General features: G+C 56.3%; 24 protein-coding genes. 13 read left to right on the forward strand and 11 right to left on the reverse strand.

The window, feature by feature from the left end; all coding sequences use genetic code 11:
• Positions 1 to 3 precede the first annotated feature (3 nt).
• A complete protein-coding gene (locus tag QT231_RS15745; protein ID WP_308337804.1) occupies positions 4 to 1,659 on the reverse strand; it encodes an FMN-binding glutamate synthase family protein in 1,656 nt (551 codons plus the stop codon).
• Positions 1,660 to 1,973: 314 nt separating this feature from the next.
• Between QT231_RS15745 and QT231_RS15750 the strand changes: the two genes are divergently transcribed.
• Positions 1,974 to 3,767, forward strand: coding sequence for a S8/S53 family peptidase (locus QT231_RS15750; protein WP_308337805.1), 1,794 nt, complete (start codon positions 1,974 to 1,976; stop codon positions 3,765 to 3,767).
• A gap of 147 nt (positions 3,768 to 3,914) precedes the next feature.
• Here QT231_RS15750 and QT231_RS15755 read toward each other — a convergent pair whose 3' ends face one another.
• Positions 3,915 to 4,754, reverse strand: coding sequence for a helix-turn-helix transcriptional regulator (locus tag QT231_RS15755; RefSeq protein WP_308337807.1), 840 nt, complete (start codon positions 4,752 to 4,754; stop codon positions 3,915 to 3,917).
• Between the two features lie 157 nt (positions 4,755 to 4,911).
• Between QT231_RS15755 and QT231_RS15760 the strand changes: the two genes are divergently transcribed.
• A complete protein-coding gene (locus tag QT231_RS15760; protein WP_308337808.1) occupies positions 4,912 to 6,078 on the forward strand; it encodes an MFS transporter in 1,167 nt (388 codons plus the stop codon).
• 94 nt (positions 6,079 to 6,172) lie between these two features.
• Here QT231_RS15760 and QT231_RS15765 read toward each other — a convergent pair whose 3' ends face one another.
• The 4 genes from QT231_RS15765 to QT231_RS15780 all read right to left on the reverse strand — a co-directional run bounded on the left by QT231_RS15765 (position 6,173) and on the right by QT231_RS15780 (position 9,679).
• Positions 6,173 to 6,910 (reverse strand): YoaK family protein, encoded by a 738-nt coding sequence (locus tag QT231_RS15765; protein ID WP_308337809.1) that lies wholly within the window; start codon positions 6,908 to 6,910, stop codon positions 6,173 to 6,175.
• 110 nt (positions 6,911 to 7,020) lie between these two features.
• On the reverse strand, positions 7,021 to 7,914 hold the full coding sequence (locus tag QT231_RS15770; RefSeq protein WP_308337810.1) for an NAD(P)/FAD-dependent oxidoreductase: 894 nt from the start codon (positions 7,912 to 7,914) through the stop codon (positions 7,021 to 7,023).
• A gap of 148 nt (positions 7,915 to 8,062) precedes the next feature.
• A complete protein-coding gene (locus QT231_RS15775; RefSeq protein ID WP_308337811.1) occupies positions 8,063 to 8,512 on the reverse strand; it encodes an Rrf2 family transcriptional regulator in 450 nt (149 codons plus the stop codon).
• Between the two features lie 234 nt (positions 8,513 to 8,746).
• A complete protein-coding gene (locus QT231_RS15780) occupies positions 8,747 to 9,679 on the reverse strand; it encodes a LysR substrate-binding domain-containing protein (protein WP_308337812.1) in 933 nt (310 codons plus the stop codon).
• 139 nt (positions 9,680 to 9,818) lie between these two features.
• Between QT231_RS15780 and QT231_RS15785 the strand changes: the two genes are divergently transcribed.
• Positions 9,819 to 10,220 (forward strand): RidA family protein, encoded by a 402-nt coding sequence (locus QT231_RS15785; RefSeq protein WP_308337813.1) that lies wholly within the window; start codon positions 9,819 to 9,821, stop codon positions 10,218 to 10,220.
• Positions 10,221 to 10,313: 93 nt separating this feature from the next.
• Here the strand turns inward: QT231_RS15785 and QT231_RS15790 are convergent, their stop codons facing one another.
• Positions 10,314 to 11,207: a LysR family transcriptional regulator gene (locus tag QT231_RS15790; protein WP_308337814.1), complete on the reverse strand. Its 894-nt coding sequence runs from the start codon at positions 11,205 to 11,207 to the stop codon at positions 10,314 to 10,316.
• Positions 11,208 to 11,316: 109 nt separating this feature from the next.
• Here QT231_RS15790 and QT231_RS15795 point away from each other — a divergent pair, with 109 nt between their 5' ends.
• A complete protein-coding gene (locus QT231_RS15795; RefSeq protein WP_308337815.1) occupies positions 11,317 to 12,153 on the forward strand; it encodes an SDR family oxidoreductase in 837 nt (278 codons plus the stop codon).
• A gap of 35 nt (positions 12,154 to 12,188) precedes the next feature.
• Here QT231_RS15795 and QT231_RS24325 read toward each other — a convergent pair whose 3' ends face one another.
• Positions 12,189 to 12,338: an AraC family transcriptional regulator N-terminal domain-containing protein gene (locus QT231_RS24325; RefSeq protein ID WP_374694405.1), complete on the reverse strand. Its 150-nt coding sequence runs from the start codon at positions 12,336 to 12,338 to the stop codon at positions 12,189 to 12,191.
• 217 nt (positions 12,339 to 12,555) lie between these two features.
• Between QT231_RS24325 and QT231_RS15800 the strand changes: the two genes are divergently transcribed.
• The 3 genes from QT231_RS15800 to QT231_RS15810 all read left to right on the forward strand — a co-directional run bounded on the left by QT231_RS15800 (position 12,556) and on the right by QT231_RS15810 (position 13,826).
• Entirely contained in the window at positions 12,556 to 12,963 is a 408-nt protein-coding gene (locus QT231_RS15800; RefSeq protein ID WP_308337816.1) for a hypothetical protein, read from the forward strand.
• Positions 12,964 to 13,014: 51 nt separating this feature from the next.
• Entirely contained in the window at positions 13,015 to 13,440 is a 426-nt protein-coding gene (locus QT231_RS15805; protein ID WP_308337817.1) for a Rid family hydrolase, read from the forward strand.
• Positions 13,441 to 13,661: 221 nt separating this feature from the next.
• Positions 13,662 to 13,826 (forward strand): hypothetical protein, encoded by a 165-nt coding sequence (locus tag QT231_RS15810; protein WP_308337818.1) that lies wholly within the window; start codon positions 13,662 to 13,664, stop codon positions 13,824 to 13,826.
• A gap of 132 nt (positions 13,827 to 13,958) precedes the next feature.
• Here the strand turns inward: QT231_RS15810 and QT231_RS15815 are convergent, their stop codons facing one another.
• Complete coding sequence (locus QT231_RS15815; protein ID WP_308337819.1) at positions 13,959 to 14,951, reverse strand: AraC family transcriptional regulator; 993 nt, start codon at positions 14,949 to 14,951, stop codon at positions 13,959 to 13,961.
• Between the two features lie 135 nt (positions 14,952 to 15,086).
• Between QT231_RS15815 and QT231_RS15820 the strand changes: the two genes are divergently transcribed.
• Both QT231_RS15820 and QT231_RS15825 read left to right on the forward strand, forming a co-directional pair.
• Positions 15,087 to 16,145, forward strand: coding sequence for an aldo/keto reductase (locus tag QT231_RS15820; protein WP_308337820.1), 1,059 nt, complete (start codon positions 15,087 to 15,089; stop codon positions 16,143 to 16,145).
• 78 nt (positions 16,146 to 16,223) lie between these two features.
• On the forward strand, positions 16,224 to 17,096 hold the full coding sequence (locus QT231_RS15825; RefSeq protein WP_308337821.1) for an aldo/keto reductase family oxidoreductase: 873 nt from the start codon (positions 16,224 to 16,226) through the stop codon (positions 17,094 to 17,096).
• 287 nt (positions 17,097 to 17,383) lie between these two features.
• On the opposite strand, the gene QT231_RS15830 is transcribed toward QT231_RS15825, so the two are convergent.
• Positions 17,384 to 18,148, reverse strand: a complete 765-nt coding sequence (locus QT231_RS15830; protein WP_308337822.1) for an SDR family oxidoreductase — start codon at positions 18,146 to 18,148, stop codon at positions 17,384 to 17,386.
• Positions 18,149 to 18,344: 196 nt separating this feature from the next.
• Between QT231_RS15830 and QT231_RS15835 the strand changes: the two genes are divergently transcribed.
• From QT231_RS15835 to QT231_RS15850, 4 genes are all read left to right on the forward strand, one after another.
• The gene (locus QT231_RS15835) at positions 18,345 to 19,283 is read left to right on the forward strand and encodes a helix-turn-helix domain-containing protein (protein ID WP_308337823.1); all 939 of its coding nucleotides are present in this window, start codon (positions 18,345 to 18,347) and stop codon (positions 19,281 to 19,283) included.
• Positions 19,284 to 19,666: 383 nt separating this feature from the next.
• The gene (locus tag QT231_RS15840) at positions 19,667 to 20,419 is read left to right on the forward strand and encodes a DeoR/GlpR family DNA-binding transcription regulator (RefSeq protein WP_308337824.1); all 753 of its coding nucleotides are present in this window, start codon (positions 19,667 to 19,669) and stop codon (positions 20,417 to 20,419) included.
• Positions 20,412 to 21,548: an MFS transporter gene (locus QT231_RS15845; RefSeq protein ID WP_308337825.1), complete on the forward strand. Its 1,137-nt coding sequence runs from the start codon at positions 20,412 to 20,414 to the stop codon at positions 21,546 to 21,548. The genes QT231_RS15840 and QT231_RS15845 overlap by 8 nt, the downstream gene beginning before the upstream one ends.
• Positions 21,549 to 21,805: 257 nt before the next feature.
• On the forward strand, positions 21,806 to 23,647 hold the full coding sequence (locus QT231_RS15850) for a DUF3413 domain-containing protein (protein WP_308337826.1): 1,842 nt from the start codon (positions 21,806 to 21,808) through the stop codon (positions 23,645 to 23,647).
• A 330-nt stretch (positions 23,648 to 23,977) separates the two neighbouring features.
• Here the strand turns inward: QT231_RS15850 and QT231_RS15855 are convergent, their stop codons facing one another.
• Positions 23,978 to 25,120 (reverse strand): amidohydrolase family protein, encoded by a 1,143-nt coding sequence (locus tag QT231_RS15855; protein WP_308337827.1) that lies wholly within the window; start codon positions 25,118 to 25,120, stop codon positions 23,978 to 23,980.
• Between the last annotated feature and the right edge of the window lie 7 nt (positions 25,121 to 25,127).

Raw genomic sequence — 25,127 nt, forward strand, 5'->3', positions numbered from 1 at the left:
CGTTCACTCCAGCTTAGTGAAACGCAGCTGAGCAATTCGCGAAGGCGGTAAGAACGAATCTGACCGGGCGTCCTCCCAGTAGTGCTCAAAGACCGTGTGATGGCAGTTACCGGTCAGCAGCTCGTTAGGCTTCAAGAACGTGAAAAGCTGATCGTAGGATTGAATCTCATTTTTTGACACCCTCCGGACAATGTACTCGGGGCCCAACTCACTGGTATGACCAAGCCCGGCGGCGGCCAGCATCTCTGCCAATGCTCTTAGAGTATTCCGGTGGTAGTGATAGACCCGCTTAGATTTATCGGCGACATCCAAATGCTGCCCCCGCTTCGGATCCTGGGTCGCCACCCCACTGGGGCATTTATCGGTGTGGCAGCTGAGCGCCTGAATACACCCCAGTGAAAACATGAAGCCCCGACCGGCGTTGCACCAATCGGCTCCCAGCGCGATGGTGCGGGCAATATGAAAACCGGACATGATCTTGCCTGCCGCCCCAATGCGAATTTCGTCGCGAAGCCCCGCGCCCACCAGCGTATTGTGAACCAGGGTCAGCGCCTCGGTTAGCGGTACCCCAAGCCGATTGATAAACTCCAGCGGCGCTGCCCCCGTACCGCCCTCGCCTCCGTCAACCACAATAAAATCCGGCCGTTCGCCGGTTTCAAGCATGGCTTTGACAATGGCAAACCACTCCCAGGGGTGGCCAACCGCCAGCTTGAACCCCACCGGCTTGCCCTCGGAAAGCTCGCGCAGGCGGCCGATAAAGTGCATCAACTCTAGCGGCGTGGAAAACGCCGTATGGGCGGCGGGCGAGACAACATCCAGGCCTATCGGCACGCCCCGTGCCTCGGCGATTTCAGCGCTCACCTTGGCGCCTGGCAGAATCCCACCATGGCCGGGTTTCGCCCCCTGGGAAAGTTTGATCTCGATCATCTTCACCTGCTCGTCGCAGGCATTGGCCACAAAGCGCTCCTCGCTGAACGTACCATCGTCGTTTCGGCAGCCGAAGTAGCCCGAGCCTATCTCCCATACCAAATCACCGCCGTGCTTGCGGTGATAGCGGGAGATCGAGCCCTCCCCCGTGTCGTGATAAAAGCCGCCCTTATGCGCCCCAGCGTTAAGCGCTTCAATCGCATTGGCCGACAGCGAACCAAAGCTCATCGCCGAAATATTAAACACACTGGTTGAATAGGGCTTACGGCATCGGCTGCCGCCAACCTGAACACGAAAATCGTGATCATCGATAGTGCTGGGCTGAAGGGAGTGGTTGATCCATTCATGGCCCGGCTGATACATGTCCAGCAGCGAGCCAAACGGCTTTTTATCGCCCTCATTCTTGGCACGCTGGTAGACCACCGCCCGCTGCTCGCGCGAGAAAGGGCGTGCGTCCAGATCCGACTGGATAAAATACTGCCGAATCTCGGGGCCTATCGACTCAAGGACATAGCGCAAATGCGCCAGTATGGGGTAGTTACGGCTTACGGTACGCCGACGCTGCCGCACATCGTGAACCCCCAACGCCGACAGCAGGCCGAAGACCACCACCCCCCACAGCCACATCAGCGAAAACGCCAGCCCAATAAGCGAGATCACCAACAGCAACAAACAGGCAATAAAGGTGGCATGTCGGCGAGAAATGCGGGTTAGCCCCCGGGCGTCGATCATAAGCGTACAAACTCCGTTTGAGTCGTTTCACACCACATGGCGAAACCACCTAGCATAACGCAGAGTGTGTACGAACCACCAAGCGCGACGAGTAAAAAGCGGGCCTTAGGCAGTGGGCAATGTATGCCGCTATTGCTGCGCTGATTATGGCCACCCGCGTGCCTCCTGTTGCCCGCTCCCTGCCTAGACAGCGTTATCGCTTTAGCCGTTAAAAACATCCACGAATACCCTGGTACCGAACGAATTCATGTTCTGTTCAGCTAATACGTTTATGCTGCGTGCAGTCAATCGGATACCGTTTGGAGTAGTGATAAATGGCAGTAACGTATTTGGGCGCTGGTCGGCTGGTTTCGGCGCTGGCACTGATGTTGATCGGATCTGCTGCGGCTGCTGAGCAGTCTGTCAACGATGAACAACCGTTGCGAGTCAAACAACTGCAGCGCTGTGGCAACCTGCTGCAATTGGATAGGCAAGAGTTCTGTCTGCGTGTCAGTGGGCTTGAGAACGGCGATTTTCAGCTGAAGCTGAACGGTACAGCGCTTCAGCCAGATGACATCACCCACGACAATGGCCGGGTGCGTGTAAGCATCAGCAGCGCTGATGCGCAAAGTGGCCCACTGTGGTTTGAGCAGCGTGAGCAGTCCAGCAACCCGGTTTGGCTCAGTCTTAACGGCAGCCACGTAGTAGCAGCCACCGATCAAGAGGTGGCGAAGAACATGGATGGCATCACCACCTACGTGGATCTGATCAGCCTGATTATTGAAGAGAGCCACGACGGCGCCGAGGAAGCCCAGCGTTTGGCAGAGAAGTACGACGCCGAAGTCGTCGGTATGATCCCCCCGCTCAATACCTATCAGTTGCGCTTGCCCGCCAGCAACCTGGAAGAGCGCGACGCGCTGGTACTTAGGCTGGGCAGCGAAGTGAGCGTGGATGCGGTGGTGGTCGAAGAGTCGGGGGCAGAAGAAAGCATTGAGAGCGAGATGGAAAAGCCGCCCGCTGCGGATAATCAGGAGTGGGCGTCGAATCGTTTTCTGGATGCCGTGAACTATTACCAGCGACGCTTATCACGTCAGGGCCACGGCGGAGATATCGAGACGCAGCCCATACGTATTGGCGTCATCGAGCGCGAGGTGGACTTCGACGCGCCGGATTTTGCCGATTACCTGGGTGACTGCCGCACTGATTCAACGCGAACCTGTGTTTACGCCCGCGATGCTGCCAAGCCCGACGGGCATGGCACAACGGTCGCTGGGGTATTTGCCGCGGCCTGGAATGAAGGCGGCAATAGTGGTTTTTTACGCGGGTTGGACGATGTGAGCCCTGGCTTCGACGTAATTGTGGATCGCAATTCAGATGCAGGCATTACGGCGAATGTTGCTGCTTCAGTCAATCTGGTAGAGGACGGGGTACGCGTACTCAACTGGAGTTGGGGCATTCACCGAGTAGGGGCCATCGACATTAACGGGAAAGAGGTCGATTCGCTGGTGCGTTCCGGCATCGCCATGAGCGGTTACGAAGAGCTGCTCGAAGAGTTCTTCTTATGGCTGCGCCGCGAACACCCCGACGTAGTGGTCGTGAACTCAGCAGGCAATGCTTCGTCATTTTCGGGAAGCGACGATTATCGCCTGCCCTCCTCTTTTATTACCGACCAACTGTTTGTGGTGGGTGGGCATCAACGCAGCGATGAGGATGTTCAGATTGAAGATCCCCGCTATGTGGTCAAACGTAATGCATCCAATATCGATATGCGAGTGGATATAACTGCAGCGGCCTGTGTACGAGGCTCTTCTCTGGTAGAAGGTGAGCAAGGCGAAGCCCATTGCGGAACATCCTACGCGACGCCTCTAGTCGCCGGCCTGTTGGCGGCAATGATGTCGATTGACCCCGAGCTTACCCCGGCACAATTACGCATGCTACTTCGCCGCAGCGCCATGACGATCGGGGAGGAGTACGATTTCGAGCCGACAGACGCGGATGATCTGACCGCACCGATACTGCCATCGGAACGGGCAAACGAGCTGAACCACCCGGATATAGGTCTTTCCGCCCGGTTGGATATGTACAAGGCGCTGGATCTAACGGTGCAAAGTCTGGATCGGGATCGCTAAATCAGGTTAAAAGGGCAAACAACCCACCTCACACCGGGGTGGGCATTTCTTAACCAAGTGCTTTAGCAAAGTTCTTTAAGTAAGTTCTCTGCGTAAGTTCTTTTCATAAGTGCTTTGCGTAAGTGGCTACGTGACCTTAAAGCTAAATTACCCCGCCACCCACTCATTAAAAGCCCGCTGCTCGGTATCGGCTCCCTTGTGGGCATAGTAGACCAGCCGCAGGTGGCGCTCTTCATCAACGGTGAGCGTTGTGTGTTCAAACGCCATAGCACCAAGCCCTTCAAGATATAGATGACGCACTCCCTGGCAGGGCGCGTTGACCTCCTGCTTTTTCCACCATGCCTTAAACTCAGGCGCCACTTTGGTTAACTCTTCAACCAGCTCATCGATAGCGGGATCTTCGGTTGCACGGGCAAAGTCGCGCTGGAAACTGGATAGCATTTGGCAAACCTGCTCTTCCCAGGGTGATAGTAATTGGCGCATGGCAGGGTCGGTAAATAACAACCACAGCATATTGCGGCGTTCCGGCACGTGAGCAGAGAAGTTGAACAGCTTATCGGCGGCGGCGTTCCAGGCCAGTACATCCCAGCGTAGGTTCAGGATATAGGCGGGCCGGGTGGGTAGGTCGTCCATCAATGTCTTCACCAGCGGCGGCACGCTACACCAGGTTTTACCTAGCTCAGAGGGTAGCCGCTGATGGGCAAGCAAGAACAGATGGCGGCGTTCAGCCGCATCCAGCTTGAGCATCTTGGATAAGTTGTCCAGAAACGTCGCTGATACGCTTATATCCCGCCCCTGTTCTAGCCAGGTATACCAGGTCAGCCCCACGCCCGCTAACGCGGCAACCTCTTCTCGCCTTAACCCTGGCGTGCGCCTTCGGCGGCCTCGTGGCAGTCCCACCTCTTCCGGCGCGATTTTCTCGCGATGCTTGCGTAGAAATGCAGCCAAGTCTTCCCGCGTTCGAGTAAGCGTCCGGGGAGCGGTCATCTTGTTACCTTTAATAACTTATCACTATTAATAGCTTATCACTTTTAGTAATAGCATAAATGGTTAAATTGTACCCCTCTAAAAGCCTCTCCAGAATAGCCTCTCGCTGACAGAACTAGCGATGATTTTTCGATCCTTATCTGACATGGAGAGCGTGATGGCTGACCAATCTCGTTTATCGGTTTATTTAATTGCTTTGGGTGCGTTTGCGCTGGGGATGGCCTCTTATGTAACCGCTGGGCTCATTCCACTTATCGGCGACGCTTTTAGCGTCTCTGCTGCCAAGGCAGCCCAATTAGTCACGGCATTCACTTTAGCCTATGGCTTGGGCTCGCCCATCGTCGTGGCACTACTGCCCGGCCATCATCAGCGCTTGGGCTTACTGGTGGCGTTAGCCGTTTTTATCGTGGCTAACATTGCCAGCGCGCTGGCCACCAGTTTTCTATCCCTTGCTATATGGCGAGCTATCGCGGGCGTGGGCGCGGGGGTTTATCTTGCCATGGGCATTGCCGCCGCAGCCGCCATCACGCCCGAAGCGCAGCGTGGTAAAGCGATTGCCATCATTATGGGCGGCATGGCGAGCGGAACGGTACTGGGGGTGCCAATCAGTCTGCTGCTGGCGGAACGTTTAGGTTGGGCGTCAGCGATGTGGCTTATCGCAGTACTCGGCTTTATCGCCTGCGCTGGGCTACACCTGAAACTACCTGCACTAGCAGCCACACCAGCGCTTGCTCTTGCCCGCAAACTGGCGATTTTGAAAAGCCCTCATGCCATGGCCATTCTGACGGTTTCCTTGTTGGCGGCCATTGCCAGCTTAGGCATGTATACCTTTATCGCCCCGTTTATGGCGGCCACCGAATCGGGCGCTGTTGAGTCGATCACCGGTTATTTATGGGTGTGGGGAATTGGCGGCGTCGTAGGCAGCTTTCTGATTGGCCCATTGGTCGACAAATTTAACGGCCCGGTAATTACTTTGGCGATTATGCTGCTGCTCTTTATAGCGCTGATCGCCCTCCCCTTTTCGGCATCCGTTCATCCACTGCTGACGTTACTGCCAATTGCGCTTTGGGGCGCCGTAGGCTGGGCGTTGCAAGTGCCGCAAAACAACGAACTCGTGCGTACCCGCCAAGCCCATGGCGACGGCAATTTGGCGGTCGCGCTCAATGAATCGGCGCTCTATTTAGGCAGTGCGATAGGCGCGGCGAGTGGCGGCATTTTGCTTGCCTACCACCTGCCCGTTTCGACATTAGCGGTGGGCGCGGGGGCGATCGTCGCATTAGGAGCATTCGTACAGTTGGCGCTTGTGGTAAAAGCCCAACATTAAGGCCACAGGCTATCAGCGGATACATAGCAGGCCTAAGGCCACTTCAACTTAGTCAATCGTAACCGTGAAACCGGCGAAGGGACGTCACTACCCGTTAGGCTCTTCTGGCGTCCCTCCACTTACTTGCCGTACGCACGGTGATAACAATCGCGCTCAAAGGAACGATGATCAAAACAGCCCCCAGCGCCAGCATCGCCTTGAAACCAAACAAATTGAACAGCACTAATCCGACGATACACCCGATCAGAAATGAAAAAATCGTCGTCAAATGCGTATAAAGTTGCTTTCGGCAAGAACGGCGGTCGGTCGCCTCACCGCGTGCCACCAATGATGATAGGAACGAGCCTAACGCGATGCCAGCATCCGTTAGAGTGCCGGTCACGTGAGTCGATCTCACCCGACCGTTTGAGAGTTGCGTTGAAGTCGCGTTGTGTACTCCCATCAAGAAGCCCAGTGCTATCAGCACTTCCTCGTTGAAGCGCGTTGAGTAAAACAGTAGTTCAAACACCGACACGGCAGTCAATGCCACGCCTTCCGCCAAGAGAATCAGGCAGAAGATGGTTCTGAGTTTTTGCCACACGACCACGGCAACGCGTGCGAGCGTACTGCCAAGCACGAATGCCAAGAGCAGAGCTGCCAGAAACAACAAGCCATAGGTATTAGAGTTGGCCACTTCAGTCGATATCTGTGAGGCATTGCCGCTCATATGGGAAGGCAGAAAACCAAAGGCACCCAACGCCATGGCATTGAGAATACCGGCAGTTGTCGCTAGCACCAGAGCCAGGCAACGATCCTCGGTATGAGATCGAGCTTTCTTCTTTTTGATCAACAAGTGCCTTCTCCGACAATCTAAGAGTCGGCAAGTACGACACTTATACTAAAGCATAGTTCTATTTTCGCTAATTGAGCGAGAGCTGACATATAAACACCTGAATCCAAGCGTTAAATGCCAAACATCAGCGTTCGATGCGCAGCAAGCCCCGCCATGGCGCCGTCGGCAACGGCAAAGGTGACCGACCCCGCCGCCCGCGCTGTATCGCCGCAGGCGAACACGCCGGGGATTGACGTGGTCTGCATGGCATCGGTTTTGACGATACTCCCCATGGGAGACTCCTCAAGCTCGCAGCCCAATTGCGCTATCAGCGGGCTAAGGTGAATACGTGGCGCGACGAACAAACCCACCAGTGGAAACACACGATCATCCTGCATTACCAGCTCAACACCCTCCGCCTGCTCATTAAGACGTGCCGCTGCGCCATATTCTACCTGGGTGCCGCGCGCCTTAAGCTGCGCCAGCTGTTCGGCATTGGGTGCAAAGGCATCATTTAGAAACAGCGTCGTCGCTCCCCAGTCGGGCAGCATCAAGCCGTGGTGCATCGCAAGCTCTGAGGTGGCCAGCACTCCGATGCCCTCTTTGCCCAGTTCATAGCCGTGGCAGTAAGGACAATGGAAAACGTGCTTGCCCCATAACTCGGCGAGCCCCGGCAACCCTGGCAGTTCATCGGTAACCCCCGCAGCTAGAATAATGCGTCGTGCTTGGTATGAGCCGCCATCAGCCAGTGCGACAGAAAAGTTATCCACCTGCCCGGTTATCGCCTCCACTTGCCCCGTGCGCCACTCAACCGTTGGGTACTCCATCAGTTGGCTACGAGCCTCTGCCGCTATCTCCGCGGGCGGCGTGCCATCCTGAGTTAAAAACCCGTGGGAGTGAGCGGCAAAGCGGTTGCGGGGTTGGCCTGCATCAACCAGCACTATCTTCCGCCGCGCACGGGCGAGCTGTAGCCCTGCCGCCATGCCTGCGTAGCTGCCACCGATAATCACTGCATCAAAATTCATTGCCCTGCCTCCGATTACGCCCAGCTTTACAAGCCAAGGGTGAACACACCAATTTCACGTATCTTTTATTGATACATTAAAAGACACACAGCGGTCAATGACAATATTAACAACGAGGGTGGGAGTGAATCAGGCAGGTAGTAGAGCGTTAAGGTGTCGGCAGTTGGTAGCCTTTGCGCGTGGCAATATCATCAAACTGTTCGGCAAGCTCTGCCAGCGTGACCGCTCCCAGGCGGTCGATGAGCAGCGCTTCCGCTTCGCGCATGGCATCGAATAGCGCTGCATTAACCACCTGCTCTACCGCGCAGTCCGGGTTATCACGGTCGGTGCCGATAGCAAAAATACGTGGCCCGCCCACAGCGTTGTGGATATCCAGCAGCGTTACATTGTGCAAGTCGCAGGCGATGCGCCAGCCGCCGTTGTGACCCTTTTCAGATTTTACATAACCCGCCTTACGCAGCCCTGCCATGGTGCGCCGCACGACGGCAGCGTTGGTGCCTAGCATGGCGCCAATCTGCTCGGAGGTAATCGGCTGGGATTCTCGCGCAATATGCAGCAGCACATGCAGCATACGGGAGAGGCGGCTATCGGTTCTCACAGGCGATGATCAACTATTCAAAGAAACAACAAAGGAGTAACGAGTGAGAAAGCACCTTAACATATTCATCTGTTAAGGCTGCTCGCCATCGGTTGGGTTCCGCTTCTTCTGAAATGCATCGCTAAACGCTGCCGCTAAAATACCGGTAGGCATGGCGATAATACCAATACCTGCGACCGCGGTCAGGCCCGCAAACCAATGACACAGCCCTTATCGCGGAAGAAAACTTCAACGTCAGTGTCTACGCCCCTGCCGATCATCGATAGGCACCGTCTTGGGCATCAACTCCACCACCCAATCGATAAACACGCGCAGCTTGGCGCTCACATGTCGATTGGGTGGAAAGGCGACGTACATTGGCATCGGTTCCAGGTGCCAATCATCAAACAAGCGCACCAGTTCGCCGCGCGATACGTGCTCCCTGGCCATGTAATCCGGTAGCCAAATGACGCCAAGACCGGCCAGGCCCGCTGCAAGCCCAGCGTTTCCATCGTCGACCGAGATCACATAGCGCCCCTGCACGCTGACACGCTCTCCGTTGCGGTGCAGGGCGTAGGGTAAAGCCAAGCCCGAGCGTGCCCATCTGAAACCGACGATGTAGTGAGGCGGGAGCGACAGCTCTTGTGGATGCGAAGGGACACCCGCCTTTTCCAAATAGCTCGGTGCGGCGTAAACACCAAGACTCAGATCACCTATGCGGCGTGCCACCAACGATAAATCGGTAAGCTCCCCACCGCGCACCACGCAGTCCACGCCTTCACCGATCAGATCCACCATGCGATCACTTACGCCCATATCGAGTTGAATATCGGGATATTGAGCGTGGAACGCAGGCAAGGCGGGAATCAGGATCATGCGAGCAAAAGGGCTGGGTACGTCTACTCTTAGTCGACCGCGGGGCAACACAGAAGCGTTGGACAGGCTGGTTTCGGCATCATCCATATCGGCCAGCAGCTTGATGACGCGCTCGTAGTAAGCGGCGCCGTCCGCCGTGACGTTAACCTTGCGTGTGGTTCGGTTGAGCAACGTTACACGCAGCCGTGCCTCCAGTTGCTGCACGAGTTGCGTCACGCTGGTCTTGCTCATGTGAAGTGTTTCAGCGGCCTTGGTAAAGCTGCCCGTCTCCACGACCCGAGCAAAAGCCTGCATTGCATTAAAACGATCCATGGCTGTGCCAAACACCTCGTAATTGTTTGGAATATACAAACAATGTTGAACAGAATTCGCCGTTTATCCACCACGAATGCAAGCCTAAAGTGACTTAATCATATAACAGGTCGATTTCGACCTATCGATGGAGATACCCATGGCTAAGCGTGATGTCGTTTTCCCCACAGGCCGCCAGGCACTTTATGAGCAGAACGCCTACTCTGCTGCCGTCCGCTCCGGCGACCTACTGTTCGTGTCGGGCCAGGTCGGCAGCCGTGAAGACGGCTCGCCCGAGCCGGACTTCGCCGCTCAGGTACAGCTCGCTTTCGACAACCTGCAGAGCGTTCTGGAAGCGGCGGGTGCGAGCTTTGAGGATATTGTTGACGTGACAAGCTTCCACACCGACCCGGAAGCCCAGTTCGCCGCGGTCATGGAAGCCAAGGCGCGCGCCTTCCCGGAAAAACCATACCCGAACTGGACAGCGGTCGGCGTGACATGGCTGGCGGGGTTCGACTTTGAAATCAAGGTTATTGCCAGGCTCCCAGCACGGCCAAGCTGAGCAAAAAAGCGAGTATTTTAGCGCCCCATAAGCAGTTCCCATGGGATGGTGTGGCCAATGGTTACTGGATGCCCTCAGAAGGTATCTGCAACCTTAAGGCCGCAACTCTCGCAGCAGGTCAATAAAAGCCCGAAAGCTGGGCGGCACATGCCGGTTATTGGGGTAGTAGAGACACAGCCCTGGGATGTTTGGACACCACTCTTCCAGCACGGTGACCAGCCTCCCATCTCTCAAATAGGCTTGGGCATATGACTCTGGCACATAGGCGATGCCTAAACCATCGGCTGCGGCTTCCACCATCAGTTGGCTACTGTCCAAGGTCAGCGCACCGGGCACATCTACCGCCATGTCCTGGCCGTGCTGCTGAAACTCCCAGCGGTAGAGTTTGCCACTCGGCAGCCTTTGCCTTATGCACTGGTGAGAGGCGAGGTCGTCCGGTGTTTTTGGTGCCACCCGGCCACGTAGATAGTCAGGGGAGGCAACGGCAAGAAAACGCAGCTCCTGACCCACAGGGATGGCAATCATATCCTGGGGAACCGCTTCTCTAAGTCTTACGCCCGCATCAAACCCCTGATCAACAATATCAACCAGCCGCCCCTCGGCCACGAGATCAAGCTCGACACCCTCATGAAGGGCGAGAAAACGCGGCACCACGGTTTGCAGCAACAGCCGCACGGCTCCTTCGCTGCCATTGATACGCAGCCGCCCCGTGATCTTTCCTTCGGCGCTGGAAGCATCCTCCAGTACCGACTCCAAATCGCTCAATAGCGGGCTCAGCCGCAATAGCAGCCGCTCGCCGCTTTCGGTCAGGGAGACGCTACGTGTAGTTCGGTGAAGCAGCCGGGTACCCAACCGTTGTTCAAGCGTGCGCACGGTGTGGCTGAGTGAAGAGCGGCTCACTCCCATTAGGTCGGCTGCTCGTCGAAAGCTGCGGTGTTCTGCCACGGCCTGAAACGCTTTGAGGTCGGTTAACGTTGGCTTACTCATTGGTGAATTACTTTCACCTCCTCATGCCAATTGATGAGTATTCTCTTACCAGTGTTACTGCCCTAGCCTTTGTCTTGCAACACTTGATGAATGACTTAGGAGAGATCTCATGGCTAAAACCTGGCTTATCACAGGCACATCCACCGGCCTCGGCCGACTACTCACTGAACGGCTACTGGAACGCGGCGATCGCGTTATAGCAACGCTACGTCGCCAGGGTTCACTGGACGACTTGCTCGCCTTGCATGGTGATCGCTTGCAGATACTGACCTTCGACGTGACGGATACGCCGTCGATGAGAAATGCCGTTTCGCAAGCATTCACGACGTTCGGTCGAATCGATGTGGTTGTCAGCAACGCGGGGTATGGACTCTTTGGCGCTGCCGAAGAAGCCAGCGATGAACAGATTGAGCGGCAAATAGCGACCAACCTTACTGGCTCCATCCAGTTCCTGCGTGCCGTACTGCCACATTTACGCGAACAAGGGGGCGGCCGTATCGTTCAGGTATCGTCAGAGGGCGGTCAGATCGCCTATCCAAGCTTCAGCCTTTATCACGCCACGAAGTGGGGCATCGAGGGGTTCGTCGAATCCGTGGCGAAGGAAGTCGCACCTTTCGGTATTGATTTCATTATCGCCGAGCCGGGCCCCACTGCCACCCACTTTGCTGAAGGGCTGGATCGCACCCCCACGACGCCGATCTATGAAGATACCCCAGCAGGCGAGCTGCGTAGGGCACTGGCGTCAGGTGACTTGGCCATTAAAGGCGATGCAGGCAACACCGTTGATGCCATCATTAACATAACTGACATGCCGAACCCACCACTCCGTATTACGTTAGGCAGCACGGCCTATGATTCCATTAGCCATGCGCTAAAAGAGCGACTTGAATCGCTCGAAGAGTATAAGGAGGTGACTCTATCTGCCGACAGAGATGAAGGGAGTTAATAAGCAACTCCCGCCATGTATGGTATTGCCTTAACTCAAACGCCTATTCGTTGCGATTCAAAAACCTCACCATTAACTGCTTGTTGATTCCCGACAAGAATGCGCTTGGCGCCCTGCAGAACCAAACAAACCAGTGGTTTATAGACCGATTGCAGGTCGCCAGCTGGCGCCTCGACGCACATCATTCGCAGGCTCGGCACGGGCGTTACGCCAAACCATCGCGATTGGCGTGGCACTTGGCATACGTCTGAACCGCCTGTTTGAGTGAGTTCATCTGCTTTCCTCCAGCACCTCGACTCAAATTTGGCAGGGCGATGAAGGCTTTTCTCCACGCCTGCAGGATCAGGCAAGTTTTACGCAGGTGTTGGCAAGCCCCGTTGCCGCCAAATTGTTAAAAAGTACATGGTATTGATTGGCCGTCAACTTGCCTTACGCTTCAATGCATTCGGCAACACCGTGATCGTTGCCAGTCAGCGTATGGAGACGCTGGAAGAAACCATTGCAGGCCAGCGCGATATGCACGCGATGGTTGTCGATATCGAGAATCCAGAGGACATCGCCGGCTTTGCTGAGCGTGACAGACACTTCGACAAAGCGATGGAAATACTCAGCAACTATCGAGATACGACATCTGACGCGTTACTTACTGAAGCCCGATTTGATTCAAACGTAACGTCAGTAAGAAACGAGAAAGAAATGCGGATTAATAGTGTAGTCACAAATTCATTCATTACTTTTTATCGCCTGATGGTCAAGTCGCTCTCAGTAACTATGCAGTTACTAGATCAAGAGAGCAGCCAGTGCAATTGATCGTTCGATAAGCCTTGCAAATGGCACGATGAACTTACGAAGGAGGTTGTAATGCATATTTTAAAACGTAAACCCCTCAACCCATCCAACCTGCCCAACACATTGATCGAGGGCCATAGCCAAGCCGTATTAGTAGAGGGATGCACCCGGGTGCTGATGTCCAGCCAAGTTGGAATCGATTCCGAAGGAGAGTTGGCGGGCCCCGAGCTGGCCGAGCAGACTAAGGCGGCACTGGACAATGTCGAACGGTTGCTAACAGGTCTCGGCGGCGATCTCTCGCGTGTGGTGATGTTGAGAATCTACTTGGCAGAGTCCGCGCGCTACGACCAGCACGTGGTGATGGAGGCCTTGAAACATCGCTTCCCCGTCGCCCCACCGGCCGCCACTTGGTTAATTGTGCACGGCCTTGCCGAACCGGAATGGTTAATCGCTATCGAGGCAGAGGCAGTGCTGCCAGGGTTCGTTTTGAACAGCTAAATACTTTAAATTCGTTACGCTATATCTTTCTTTTGCCAACGCAAAGCTCGCCAGCAAGGCCCCTTCCAAGGAGAGAGCACTCGGAAGCTCTCTGCCACAGGCAAGCTCTCTTATATAGATGGGTCAGTAGCTTACCCGATCGGCGCATTAGCACCTTCTCCCATATGAACGTGCTGTTTGCTCCTGAAAACACCTATTACGGTGAAGAAGGAAGCTACATCATGTTTGAAAATGGTCAGGACGATATCCCCCGCCCTGACGACCCTGAAACCCTATGGTTCGGGGCATGGGGCCAGAGCGCAGCGGGAAAATATCATGCTCGTCTGACCTGGAACCCCTATTTTGTCGAACTGCTCGACAATATTCGGGAAGTGACCGCCGACTAATCGGCCGGATTGGTTACTTGTTTTTCCTACGTAGCACAGAACCTCGACGCTTTCCTAATACCCACGACCTTGGAAGCCAAAAGAGGCGAAACCTTCGAAGCAGCAGTGGATCCGTCACCTGCCGTTGTTTGATCAAGCGATGGATCCGGTCTCCGTTGAGCTATCGGCTTCGGCCTGTAGCCCCCTGTCAAACGAAGTATTCCGGGCATAGCGCGCAGGTGGAAGCCCGACATGGCGGCTGAAGGCGACGCTAAAGGTGCTTGCAGAGCTGTAGCCCACCCGTTCGGCGACATCAGCGATGCTGGCTTTTTCTCTGCGCAACAAATCCTTGGCCAAGGCCATGCGCCAGGCGAGCAGGTACTCCATTGGCGCCATGCCCACAGCGCGACCAAACCGCTCGTAAAACGCAGAACGGGAGAGCGTTGCCTCATTGGCTAGCTGTTCAACCGTCCAAGGCGACTCGGGACTTTCATGCACCCGGCGGATCGCGATCGCAATCCGATCGTCGGTAAGGCCGCGCAGTAGCCCAGGCGATGTGCCCGTCTTACCGTCAGAGCGAAGGGCCTCGATGAGCAGGACTTCCAGCAGGCGTTCCAGAACAACATCCCGCGCTGGCCGTTGCGCAAGCGCTTCATCACTGACGAGTTGCATGAGAGTGGCCAACCGGTTCACTCCCCGAACGTGTACAAGCTTGGGTAGAAGCGACGAGAGCAGAGCCGCATCCGGGGAGCGAAAGACACAGTAACCCACCAGAAAGCGGACATCAGGAGAGTCGTCTGGGATGCCGAGCCTGTGTTCTCCATCGGGTAATAGGGTGGGCGTCTGAACGATGTCTTCGGGGGTCGTCGGTGTGCGGCTCGACATCGAGAAGTTATATGCGGAGGGGATGAGCACAAAGTCCCCCTCTTCAAGGATGATCTCGTCGTGCCCTTCGGCTTCGAGACGGCATTCCCCCTCAAGAATGGCGCAATAGAAAGGGCGCCCGACTTCTGTGCGGTGAACTCTCCAACGACCGGCACCGCTGCCCCGTTTCGAAAACGGAGCAGCGGGTTGAAGGAGCGTGACTACCTGGGCAAGCGGATCGAGCAATACAGGACACCTGCAAATAAAATACGGACGATTCATTGTAGTTCATCCAGCCTTGGCTTGCCATACTCGACTCATGTCATGTGCCAAAGGCGCTCTGCAGCGGGGATCTTTCTCGCGACTGTTGTGAACATGATTCACCTGCACCGTTACCATCATATGAGGAGAACCACCATGCAATATCGCAATCTTGGCCGTACCGGCATCCAGGTCAGCCCCTACTGCCTGGGCACGATGATGTTCGGGAGAATCGCCAACCCCGATCACAACGCATGCGTCGGCATGATCCACAAGGCGCTCGATTTCGGTATCAACTTCATCGACACCGCCGATGCCTACAGCCAAGGCGAATCCGAGGAGATCGTCGGCAAGGCACTTAAGGGACGGCGAGACGATGTCGTTCTTGCCACCAAGGCGTCTCTCCCGATGGGGGACGACCCTAACCGCCGAGGTGGGTCGCGGCGTTGGCTGACCCGCGCGGTCGAAGACTCGCTGCGCCGCCTACAGACCGACCATATCGACCTGTATCAGATTCATCGGCTGGCGCCGGATACCGACATCGAGGAAACCCTGTCGGTTCTCACCGACCTGATGCGCGAGGGCAAGGTGCGCGCCATCGGCGCGTCGACCGTTCCCGCTTCCGGCATCGTGGAGGCGCAATGGACCGCCGAGCGACGAGGGCTGGCTCGTTTCCGCACAGAACAACCACCCTACTCTATTCTCAACCGTTCGATCGAGCGGGAAGTGCTGCCCACCTGTCAGCGTTATGGCATGGGAGCAATGGCGTGGAGCCCGCTGGCTAAGGGAATGCTCACAGGCAAATACCGCAAGGGTGAAGAGCAACCGGACTCGCTGCGGGTGAAATATTTCCCCAAGGCGATGTCCGACGAAGCCAGCCTCGACGCAGTCGAGCAGCTCATCCCGCTGGCCGAAAATGCGGGCCTGTCGTTAGCCCACATGGCGCTGGCCTTCGTAGTCACGCATCCGGCGATCACATCGGCCATCATCGGCCCCCGCACGCCTGAGCAACTTGACGATCTGCTCGCTGGCGCGGAAGTACATTTGAGTGATGAAATCCTCGACCGGATCGACGAGATCGTCCCGCCGGGCGTTGATGTGGCGCCGATGGAGGGAGCGGCCTATGTCCCGCCAGCGATCGCCCAGACGTCCCTGCGGCGGCGTAATCTCCAGGAGCGAGCGGTGGTTGTGCGTAGCGAGCAAGGAGAAAGCTAAAGGCAGTGCCCAATATGCGGCCCTTTCTCCGTACATGGCTTTCGAAGCTGTGGCAGAAACCAAAACCAGGAGACCATCATGAACAATATCGCACAGGTAAACACATTTAAATTAGGTGATCGGGAAATCAAGCGCATGGGATATGGCGCAATGCAACTGGCCGGCCCCGGTGTATTTGGTCCACCGAAAGATAAAAAGAGCGCCATTGCCCTGCTTAGAGCGGCAGTGGAACAAGGTGTGGATCATATTGATACGTCCGACTTCTATGGCCCCCACATCACCAACCAGCTCATTAGGGAGGCCTTGCACCCCTATCCCAAGGAGCTAACGCTCGTCACGAAGATTGGTGCCCGGCGTGACGACAAAGGTGACTGGCTTCCGGCCTTCTCTAAGGCTGAGCTTACACAGGCAGTCCACGACAACCTGATTAATCTAGGCTTGGAGCAGATAGAGGTGGTGAACTTGCGGGCAATGTTCTCTGTGCACGGCCCTGCTGAAGGTTCCATCTCTGAACCCTTTTCAGTACTTGCCGAACTACAGCAAGCAGGGCTTATTCGTCATTTGGGTGTCAGCAATGTCACCGACAAGCAAATCGAAGAGGCCCGTGCTATTGCGCCTATCGTCTGTGTGCAGAATCACTACAATCTTGCTAACAGAAATGACGATCCAATCATTGAGCAACTTGCGCAGGATGAAATTGCCTATGTCCCCTTCTTCCCCTTGGGGGGCTTTACACCGTTGCAGTCCACAATTTTGCAGCAAGAGGCAAAATCATTGCAGGCATCGCCTTTGCAGGTAGCTCTTGCCTGGTTGCTACAGCGATCCCCAAACATTTTGCTAATCCCAGGAACATCCTCCGTGGCACATCTACAGGAAAATTTGGCTGCGACCCAGCTAGTTTTGCCGGAAGAGTCGGTCAGAAATCTCAACCGCATTGCTAGCGAAGCTTGAGTGGAGACAACACGGGTAAGACCGCGAGCCCCCAAAGCAAGGGGGCCATCCGTGAGTTGCCGTTACGCTGTAGGCCCACACAGCGGGAGGTCGTTGTGCATAACGGTGGAGCTGAAGTCTAGACCACATCCAGGTCAAGATCGTGCCCGGGTCGAAGGGCGACAGCTCGGGAGATCTTGCTGATGCGCAAGGAGAGCTTCGCTGGTGATAGGCAACCCTCCCCTGATACAAGGCGGGGTAGCGCCAACTGCAGCGACTCCAGCGCTGCAGTTGGGTCATTCCCTCGCTCAGCCTGCAGCGACGGTCATGCCTCCATCAGCCATAACGACAGAACCGACCATGAAGCTCGCGCGTTCCGACGCCAGGAAGGCAACCACTTCGGCGATCTCTTCCGGCTGTGCCGCGCGACCAATGGGCGCGCCCTCACCGTGTTGGGTCAGAAAGCCAGGTCCGTCTTCCATGACATCGTTAAGGATATTGGTGACCACATCGCCTACCCCAATAGCATTGACGCGAATACCGTGTTCGATGGCCTCAAGCGCCAGCGTGCGGGTCAATTGGGCCAGCGCACCCTTCGAGGCGGTATAGGCCGCAATGGTCGGGAAAGCAAAGTAAGAAGCATAAGAGGCGATGTTGACGATCACACCAGACTTGTTCGGTATCATCGCTTTCACGGCTTCGCGGCAATGCAAAAACGCCGCCGTCGTGTTCACAGCTTGAACGCGCTCCCAGTCTTCTCGAGTCATGTCTACCACCAGCTTGTTAATGATGATGCCTGCGTTGTTTACAAGAATGTCGAGCCGCCCGAATGTTTCCACCGCCAGGGCAACCGCAGACTCGGCGGCGCCGTCTTGGGTGATGTCGGCCACAAGAGGCACTAACCCCGGCCGGGCCAGCTCTTCGACAGAGGGATTGATATCCTCTGCGATGACCTTCGCACCACGGGCATGCATCAGCAACGCGATGGCTTTACCGATGCCGCTGGCAGCGCCCGTTACCAGAGCAACCTTGCCTTCAACTTCCTGTGGGACAACGTTCATGCTGTTAGTCATGGTATTTCTCCAGAGTCGGGGCCCAGCGAGGTATTCGCCGGCCCCCCCCCCATTGGGGTGCTGTCGTTGATTGCGGGTTTACTATCGCGCAGGCAGTCAGGCACGGCTTTGGGAGGATTGCGCCAGCTATCGCAGTTTTGCGCTATGCTGTCGATTTTCGCCCTTACTCGAGAGCAGCGCTGATGGATAGATCTTCGTGACTAAGCCCGAGTCTGTAGTTTCATCGGAGAACACATTGCGAATCCCAGCCGAATCCATGCTGGAGAGCATGCCGGGCGAGCACCTTGCGCTGCCCCAGCGCGCCGAGCTACAGGACGTGGTACTGCAACTATTCACCCATCACAGCATCACCGATCCCGTACTAGTGCCCGCCGTAGCCGAGCCGCTGCTTGTGATGGTGCTATCCGGATCGGCGCTCGTCGAGGAGCGCGCTCTGGGCGGTGAGTGGGAAGTAGCACATGTGCAGGCGGGGGACTTCTACTTAACCAGCACGGCGTTGCCGTATGAGATGCGATGGCAAGCCAGAGGAGGCGACACCTTCGAAGTGATGCATCTGTATCTCGCTCACTCCCTGATCGATCAAGCATCCCGCCACTTGCTGGGGAGCCAGGATGCCCCGATCAGCTTTCTCGATATCTCCGGGGGACGAGATAATCTGGTGCGGGTGCTGCTCGAGCAGATGCGGCTGGAACTGGCCGAACGGCGCGAGTCCAGCTCACTCTTCGTCAGCAGTCTTGCCCAGGCATTGGCTGTTCATCTTGTGCGTACTTACCGCGACCCAAAGGTTATTCTCAGGCGCAGCAACGCGCTGCAAGCCTACAAATTGCGCCGCGTCATTAACTTTATGAATCAACATCTGGCCGAAACGTTCTCTCTGACGGCGCTGGCTGATGCAGCGCAGTTGAGCGAATACCATTTTAGTCGGCTGTTTAAGCAGGCGACCGGGCTGTCGCCGTCGCAATACTTCATCCGACTGCGCATGGAGCGAGCCCGGCAACTGCTGTTGCACACCGACCGCAGCATCATCGACATCGGGATGGAGGTTGGCTATTCGAGCCCTAGCCACTTCTCGCAGGTATTCCGCCACAGGGTCGGTATTACTCCAAGCGCCTACCGCAGCCCAGTGCACAACTAACCGCCCGGAAAAGCACATAATCAAACAAAGCCAAAAACCTCTTCAACGTAGCAAGCACAAGGCTGTGACAGGCTGCCTTAAGGGCTACTGCAGCTTAAGGGACTTGCGAACGCCTCAAACCTTTAATTTGGCGAACTGCCAAAATACTTTTTGCTAATCCAGATCTTCAGTTATTGCCGCGACTAAAGTCGTCTTACTCGCTGTCTGCCCATACCCCTTCTCCTAACGTAATTGACCAAAAAAGCACCCGTTGCTGATTGCGGGCAGTTGAATTCCCTCCTCGCTGCAAGTGATTCTCTCCAACCCTCTGTTGCCTTATGCATTAAAATGCTTAAAAATGCACAGAAACGCAAAAAGATGCAGAAAAGCGCACAGGAGGCATAATGCTTAACGTTCCCGAAACCCGGCAGCAGCAGCTATTGACCAAGCTTGCCAGTGGCGAACAGCTAATCGCGCAAGACCTTGCGGTGGAGTTTGATGTATCACTGGACACTATTCGTCGAGATATCATTGCGCTTGAACAACAGGGCAAAGCGCAACGGGTTCGCGGCGGCGCTGTTGCTACTGCGCCAACTTCACCTCCTTTGCAATATCGGGTTCAGGCCCATTCACAGGCCATTGATGCCATTGCCGCCCGAGCTTCGAGCTTAATTAACCTCGCTGACACCCTCCTGCTTGATGGCGGCGCCACAGTACTCGCGCTCGCCGAAAGACTACAACCGAAGCCGGGGCGGCTGGTGATGACGCCTTCCCCCTGGGTCGCGGTAGCCTGCCAGAAAAATGGCATCGAAGTCTTTATGCTGGGCGGACAGCTGGGCGTGCGCGGCGGTGTCAATGTCGGCGACACTGCTCTACTTGCCGCTGCCAACCTCTATGCGGATATCACCATACTCGGCGCCTGCGGTCTGGATGCCGAATTTGGACTCAGCGCTGACGACCTGCAGGAGGCGCACCTCAAACACGCCATGTCCCGGGCGGCGAAGCGCACTCTGGTGCTGGCCTCGCGTGAGAAGATTGGGCGACGCGCACGGCATAGGGCGGTCGCTATCGAGGATATCGATTGCCTGATCACTGATGCTGTGGCGGTAGAAGTGGAGGAATTTGGTAGCTCGGCCATGGAGGTTGTGCATGCCTAGTCCTCGAAGAGTCTGGCTCGCTGTCGCCGCCATGTTCTTTCTCAACGGCGGCCTGTTCGGCACCTGGGCTTCGCGCATTCCCACTGTGGCGGTGTACCACGACCTGGATGGCGGCTGGCTCGGCCTATTGCTGCTCGTACTTGCTTCTGGCGCTCTGATTTCGTTTCCGCTGGCTGGCAGGGCGTCGGATACTTACGGCGCCGCGCGGGCGACACTCGCCATTGCTGTCGCCTATACCCTCGCTTTGGTGCTGATCGCCTGCGCATTCAACCTCTGGTTAACTGCGGCTGCGCTGTTTCTCTTCGGTGCCAGCCATGGTGCCATGGATGTCACCATGAACAGCTGGGCCGGCGAGGCGGAGCGTTTCATCGCAAAGCCGGTCATGTCATCGTTTCATGCCATGTGGAGCTTGGGAGCAGGTGTGGGTGCCGCTGCTGGCTATATGGCAGTGAGCCTGGAGCTGTCGCTGCTTGCGCACTTTTCGCTCATCGGCATCACGATGTACGTATGCACAATCTGGCTTGGCAGCATTGGCTGGCAATCTGAAACGAGGCCACGTGCAGCGGATGCAAAACGCTTTCCGCTCCCCCATGGGGTGCTACTTTGGGTCGGCATCATCGCCCTTTGCGCCTCTCTCGGCGAAGGCGCCATTGCCGATTGGAGTGCTCTGTTTCTGGTCACCGTCACATCGGCAACCACGGCCCAGGGAGCGATAGGGTACGCCGTCTTCTCGCTGGCAATGGTCATCATGCGCTTGATCGGCGGCGGCGTGATTTCCCGGCTAGGCCCGGCGACCGCCGCACGCTTCGCAGGGTGTTCGGCCACCCTTGGCGTACTGCTTGCCGTGCTCCCCGCCAATTTCATGGCAGCGCTGCTTGGTTTTTTCTTCCTCGGTATCGGCTACGCACTCATCATGCCCCTGGCATTCTCACGTGCTGCCAACGACCCTGACACCCCGCCCGGCGTTGCTATCGCCAGCGTGGCAACCTTGGGCTATGGCGGCATGCTGCTCGGGCCGCCGTTGATCGGCTTTACCGCCCACTTTGTCACGCTGCACTATGCCTTCGGGGTACTTGGCTTTCTGGCACTGTTTATCGTGTGCATTGCCTCATCACTCGAGCACTATTAGTAAGTAAATGCTGCCCTACAAGCGCTGGTTTGCAATTAAGCGCAAATACAACCAACCTCCTCAACCCTCATTCAAGGAATCAATGCCAAGCTATCAGACTAAAAGCCATACTTAGGTGCCCATTCAGAAGTCTTACCGGGGAATCGGCACGATCGATAAGTATTGCGTAAGTTTTCAGTAAGTGAGCGGCTGCGACAGTCAACACTCTTTCCACCCAACATCGACTGAAGGGCCTCTGATCTTTGAAGAATTCGCGCATGCTCTATCGACTCCTGCACCGGTGGCGCTGGCTTGGCGCCTGGACACTGGCCAACCTGCTGCTTACCTGGATGATCTCGCTGCGTTATGTCGGCTATATCCAGCCCGAGGGGGCCGAGCAGTGGGGCTACCTGCTGATGGTTTTCCTCGGCCATCTCTCGCTGCTGGTATGGCTGGGAGCTTTGCCGATGTTCCTGCTGGCCACGCTTTTGCGCGGCATCGGGCTATGGCTGATGACCACCCTGTGGGCGAGTGGCCTGCAGCTACTGCTGCTGCTTGATACCTTCGTTTACGCTCAGTATCGCTTCCACTTGAGCGGCTTTATCCTCGACCTGCTGCTCAACGCCGGGGGAGACGTGTTCAGCTTCTCATGGGTCGCCTGGGCACTGACCGTCGGTGGCGTGCTAGGCATGTTGGCGGTGCAGGGTGGTCTCGGGCTGCTGTTCAAGCGACGGCCACTTTCACGACCTGTGGGCGCAATGCTGGTAGTGAGCTTGTTGGCCCTGCTGGGGGTGCACGGTTGGCATGCCTGGGCGGATGCCCACTACGACCGCAACATTACCGGCATGACGCGTCATGTGCCGATCTTCTATCCGGCCACTGCCAAGCGCTTCTTCGTCAAGCAGGGGTGGGTCGACCCCCAGGCGGTGCGCGATCGGGTGGATCTCAAGGCGTCGGAGGGAAAGGCGCAGGGCCTGGTCTACCCCTCCGCGCCACTGAGCTGCTCGCCGTCGGTGTCTTCCGACAACCTGCTGCTGGTGCTGGTGGATGCCCTGCGTCACGACATGCTCACTCCTGAAGTGATGCCGAATCTTTACCGGTACGCCAATCAACCCGGTTGGTTCAGGGCGCGTGAGCATATCAGTGGTGGTAACTCCACCAAGGCCGGCGTCTTCAGCCTCTTCTATGGCCTACCAGTCACCTACTGGGAAGCATTTACTGCCAGCCAGACGCCCCCGGTGCTGATGGAGCAATTCGAGGCTGCCGATTACCGCTTTCAGGTTCTCTCTTCGGCGACGCTGGTGAGCCCTGCCTTTGACCGTAACGTTTTTGCCGGCCTCAAGGATGTCTCGCTGGAGCCAGCACAGGGCGAGCCCTGGGAGCGCGACCAGCAGATCACCGATGACTGGCTAGCCTGGATGGACAAAGAAGAGGCAAGGTCAGATGAGCGGCCGTTTTTTGGTTTCCTGTTCTATGACGCCGTGCACGGCTACAGCCATCCGCCAGACTTCCCTCGGTTCACGCCTTATTGGGAGCATATCAACCACCTGAGCCTGGGGCCTGACTTTGACCCCGAACCTTACTGGAACCGCTATCGCACGGCGGCGCGCTATGTGGATCAGCAATTGGGGCGCGTACTTGATGACCTGGAGCGCCGTGGGCAGCTTGAGGATACTGCGATAGTGATTACTTCCGACCACGGTGAGTCTTTCAACGAACATGGCAAGAACTACTGGGGACATGGCAGCAACTACACGCCCGAGCAGGTTCAGGTCCCGCTGGTGATGCATTTGCCGAGGCGATCCGGTGGTGCGCTGGAGCGGCGAACACATCACGCCGATATCGCACCGACGCTGCTCGAGGAACTGCTCGATTGTGAATCGGCACCTCAACATTACACCCTGGGGCAAAGCCTGTTGGATGTCGAACCCCATCGCGACTGGATGCTTTCAGGCAGCTACATGGGCTATGGCATCCTGATGCCCGACTACCAGGTGGCCGTGCACCCCACAGGGGCCTTCGAAGTCTATGACTACCGCATGAACGAACTCGACGATATCGAGCTCCAGGCCCGGGTGTCGAACGAGGTACTCAGGGCGCTGTCGAGGTTCTATCGCTAAGATACCAAGGATAAGGATAGAGCATTGCCGACTTCAGCATACGGAGTGAATCAGCCATGACCTCAGTGCGCGTTCCTTTCCGCTCGACGGCACTTCCGCAACACGGCGCCAGAACGGAGGGCAGCGCCCTCCTGAACCGCCGATTGATGACAGTGGAATCTGGATTGGGGGACATGAGACTTCCGATGAGTGGTTGGCCGCTATGAGGGAGGCAAGGGGTCTCGCTTGGCATCCTTTGGCTGTACCCTTGAGATACAGCCAAAGTGATCTTCGGTTATGGCCCCTCTGATACCAAAACCAATCGGCATCATTCGATCCCGGGCGGGTGCGTCAGACCTTTATTCCGAACAGCTTTTCTGCATTTCGGTACGCAATTTTTTCCTTGGCTTCACGGGGCAGGTTCACCGCCCGAAACCAGTCGGTTCCTTGCTTCATGTCTGCAAACGGGTAATCCGTTCCAAACATCACTCGATCCACACTGATGTACCTCAGCAAAAGATGAAGCAGTTCATCCTGGAAGAGTGCGCTGGTTGTGTACCAGAAATTGTCACTGAAATATTGCCCGATAGGCTTGTTCAGCGAGTCTTCAGTCGACTCGCTCATATCTCCCACGATACGCTCGTAGTAGAACGGCAGGCCCTCTCCCATATGGCCGATAATCATCTGCAGTTTAGGAAATTTATCGAACACCCCAGTGATGATCAGTCGAAGACATTGAGTCAGCACCTCCTGGTGCCATCCATATCCTGAACCGCTGAAAATGTAGTTCTGGAACAATTGGTCATACCCTGGCCGCATGGTGTTGTAATAAATATTGAACACGTCTTCCGGTGGAAAACCTGGATGCAGATAGATCGGCACATCAAGCGCCTCGGCGCGCGCCAGAATGGGCTCGAAATCCGGGTGGTCGAGGAATTTGTTGCCAATGAATCCATTGGTCATGGCCCCCACAAAGCCATCTTCCCGAACGGCGCGTTCCAGTTCGTCCGCTGATGCTTCCGGGTTCTGCAGAGGCAAGGTTGCATAGGCCTGGTACCGCCCCGGATGGGTGGCCATCGGGCCATCGGCAATCATCTTGTTGAGACGATACGCAAAATCGATGCCTTTCTGACCGGGGACATTCTGCACGCCCGGCGTATGGGCGGAGAGGATTTGAACATTGATCCCCGCCTCATCCATTGCGCCGATGCGACCAGGGCCGAGTTCAGCAAGACCCGTTTCCCTGAGGTACTCTACGTGTTCATCGTTAATCGCGTTCAGCGCGATCAGTTCCTCGGTGGTATAGGTCTCTTCCGTGGCAATAAATGGCAGATCCTGGTCTCGCAACGCGATGACCGACGTCTCTGTCGCGGCAGCACTGGAGATAATGGCAGGCGCGGACAACCCGGCACCAACACCAAGTGCAGCCGCGCCAGTTAGAAAACTACGGCGTCCCATTGTCAGGCTCTCTAGGTTTTTTTCGATCTGTTTCATGACAATT

The sequence above is a fragment of the Halomonas sp. SpR1 genome (genome assembly GCF_031010175.1).
In the GTDB taxonomy this organism is placed as follows: Bacteria; Pseudomonadota; Gammaproteobacteria; order Pseudomonadales; family Halomonadaceae; genus Vreelandella.

Bases quoted from the DNA above. Each gene is read 5' to 3' on its own strand.
- QT231_RS15855 (WP_308337827.1), bottom strand. From the start codon at position 25,120: ATGAAACAGATCGAAAAAAACCTAGAGAGCCTGACAATGGGACGCCGT.
- QT231_RS15840 (WP_308337824.1), top strand. From the start codon at position 19,667: ATGCTTAACGTTCCCGAAACCCGGCAGCAGCAGCTATTGACCAAGCTT.
- QT231_RS15815 (WP_308337819.1), bottom strand. From the start codon at position 14,951: ATGAATCGTCCGTATTTTATTTGCAGGTGTCCTGTATTGCTCGATCCG.
- QT231_RS15770 (WP_308337810.1), bottom strand. From the start codon at position 7,914: ATGAATTTTGATGCAGTGATTATCGGTGGCAGCTACGCAGGCATGGCG.
- QT231_RS15750 (WP_308337805.1), top strand. From the start codon at position 1,974: ATGGCAGTAACGTATTTGGGCGCTGGTCGGCTGGTTTCGGCGCTGGCA.
- QT231_RS15850 (WP_308337826.1), top strand. From the start codon at position 21,806: ATGCTCTATCGACTCCTGCACCGGTGGCGCTGGCTTGGCGCCTGGACA.
- QT231_RS15800 (WP_308337816.1), top strand. From the start codon at position 12,556: ATGGTATTGATTGGCCGTCAACTTGCCTTACGCTTCAATGCATTCGGC.
- QT231_RS15795 (WP_308337815.1), top strand. From the start codon at position 11,317: ATGGCTAAAACCTGGCTTATCACAGGCACATCCACCGGCCTCGGCCGA.
- QT231_RS15745 (WP_308337804.1), bottom strand. From the start codon at position 1,659: ATGATCGACGCCCGGGGGCTAACCCGCATTTCTCGCCGACATGCCACC.
- QT231_RS15780 (WP_308337812.1), bottom strand. From the start codon at position 9,679: ATGGATCGTTTTAATGCAATGCAGGCTTTTGCTCGGGTCGTGGAGACG.
- QT231_RS15830 (WP_308337822.1), bottom strand. From the start codon at position 18,148: ATGACTAACAGCATGAACGTTGTCCCACAGGAAGTTGAAGGCAAGGTT.
- QT231_RS15760 (WP_308337808.1), top strand. From the start codon at position 4,912: ATGGCTGACCAATCTCGTTTATCGGTTTATTTAATTGCTTTGGGTGCG.
- QT231_RS15825 (WP_308337821.1), top strand. From the start codon at position 16,224: ATGAACAATATCGCACAGGTAAACACATTTAAATTAGGTGATCGGGAA.
- QT231_RS15785 (WP_308337813.1), top strand. From the start codon at position 9,819: ATGGCTAAGCGTGATGTCGTTTTCCCCACAGGCCGCCAGGCACTTTAT.
- QT231_RS24325 (WP_374694405.1), bottom strand. From the start codon at position 12,338: ATGATGTGCGTCGAGGCGCCAGCTGGCGACCTGCAATCGGTCTATAAA.
- QT231_RS15790 (WP_308337814.1), bottom strand. From the start codon at position 11,207: ATGAGTAAGCCAACGTTAACCGACCTCAAAGCGTTTCAGGCCGTGGCA.
- QT231_RS15820 (WP_308337820.1), top strand. From the start codon at position 15,087: ATGCAATATCGCAATCTTGGCCGTACCGGCATCCAGGTCAGCCCCTAC.
- QT231_RS15845 (WP_308337825.1), top strand. From the start codon at position 20,412: ATGCCTAGTCCTCGAAGAGTCTGGCTCGCTGTCGCCGCCATGTTCTTT.
- QT231_RS15805 (WP_308337817.1), top strand. From the start codon at position 13,015: ATGCATATTTTAAAACGTAAACCCCTCAACCCATCCAACCTGCCCAAC.
- QT231_RS15755 (WP_308337807.1), bottom strand. From the start codon at position 4,754: ATGACCGCTCCCCGGACGCTTACTCGAACGCGGGAAGACTTGGCTGCA.
- QT231_RS15810 (WP_308337818.1), top strand. From the start codon at position 13,662: ATGTTTGAAAATGGTCAGGACGATATCCCCCGCCCTGACGACCCTGAA.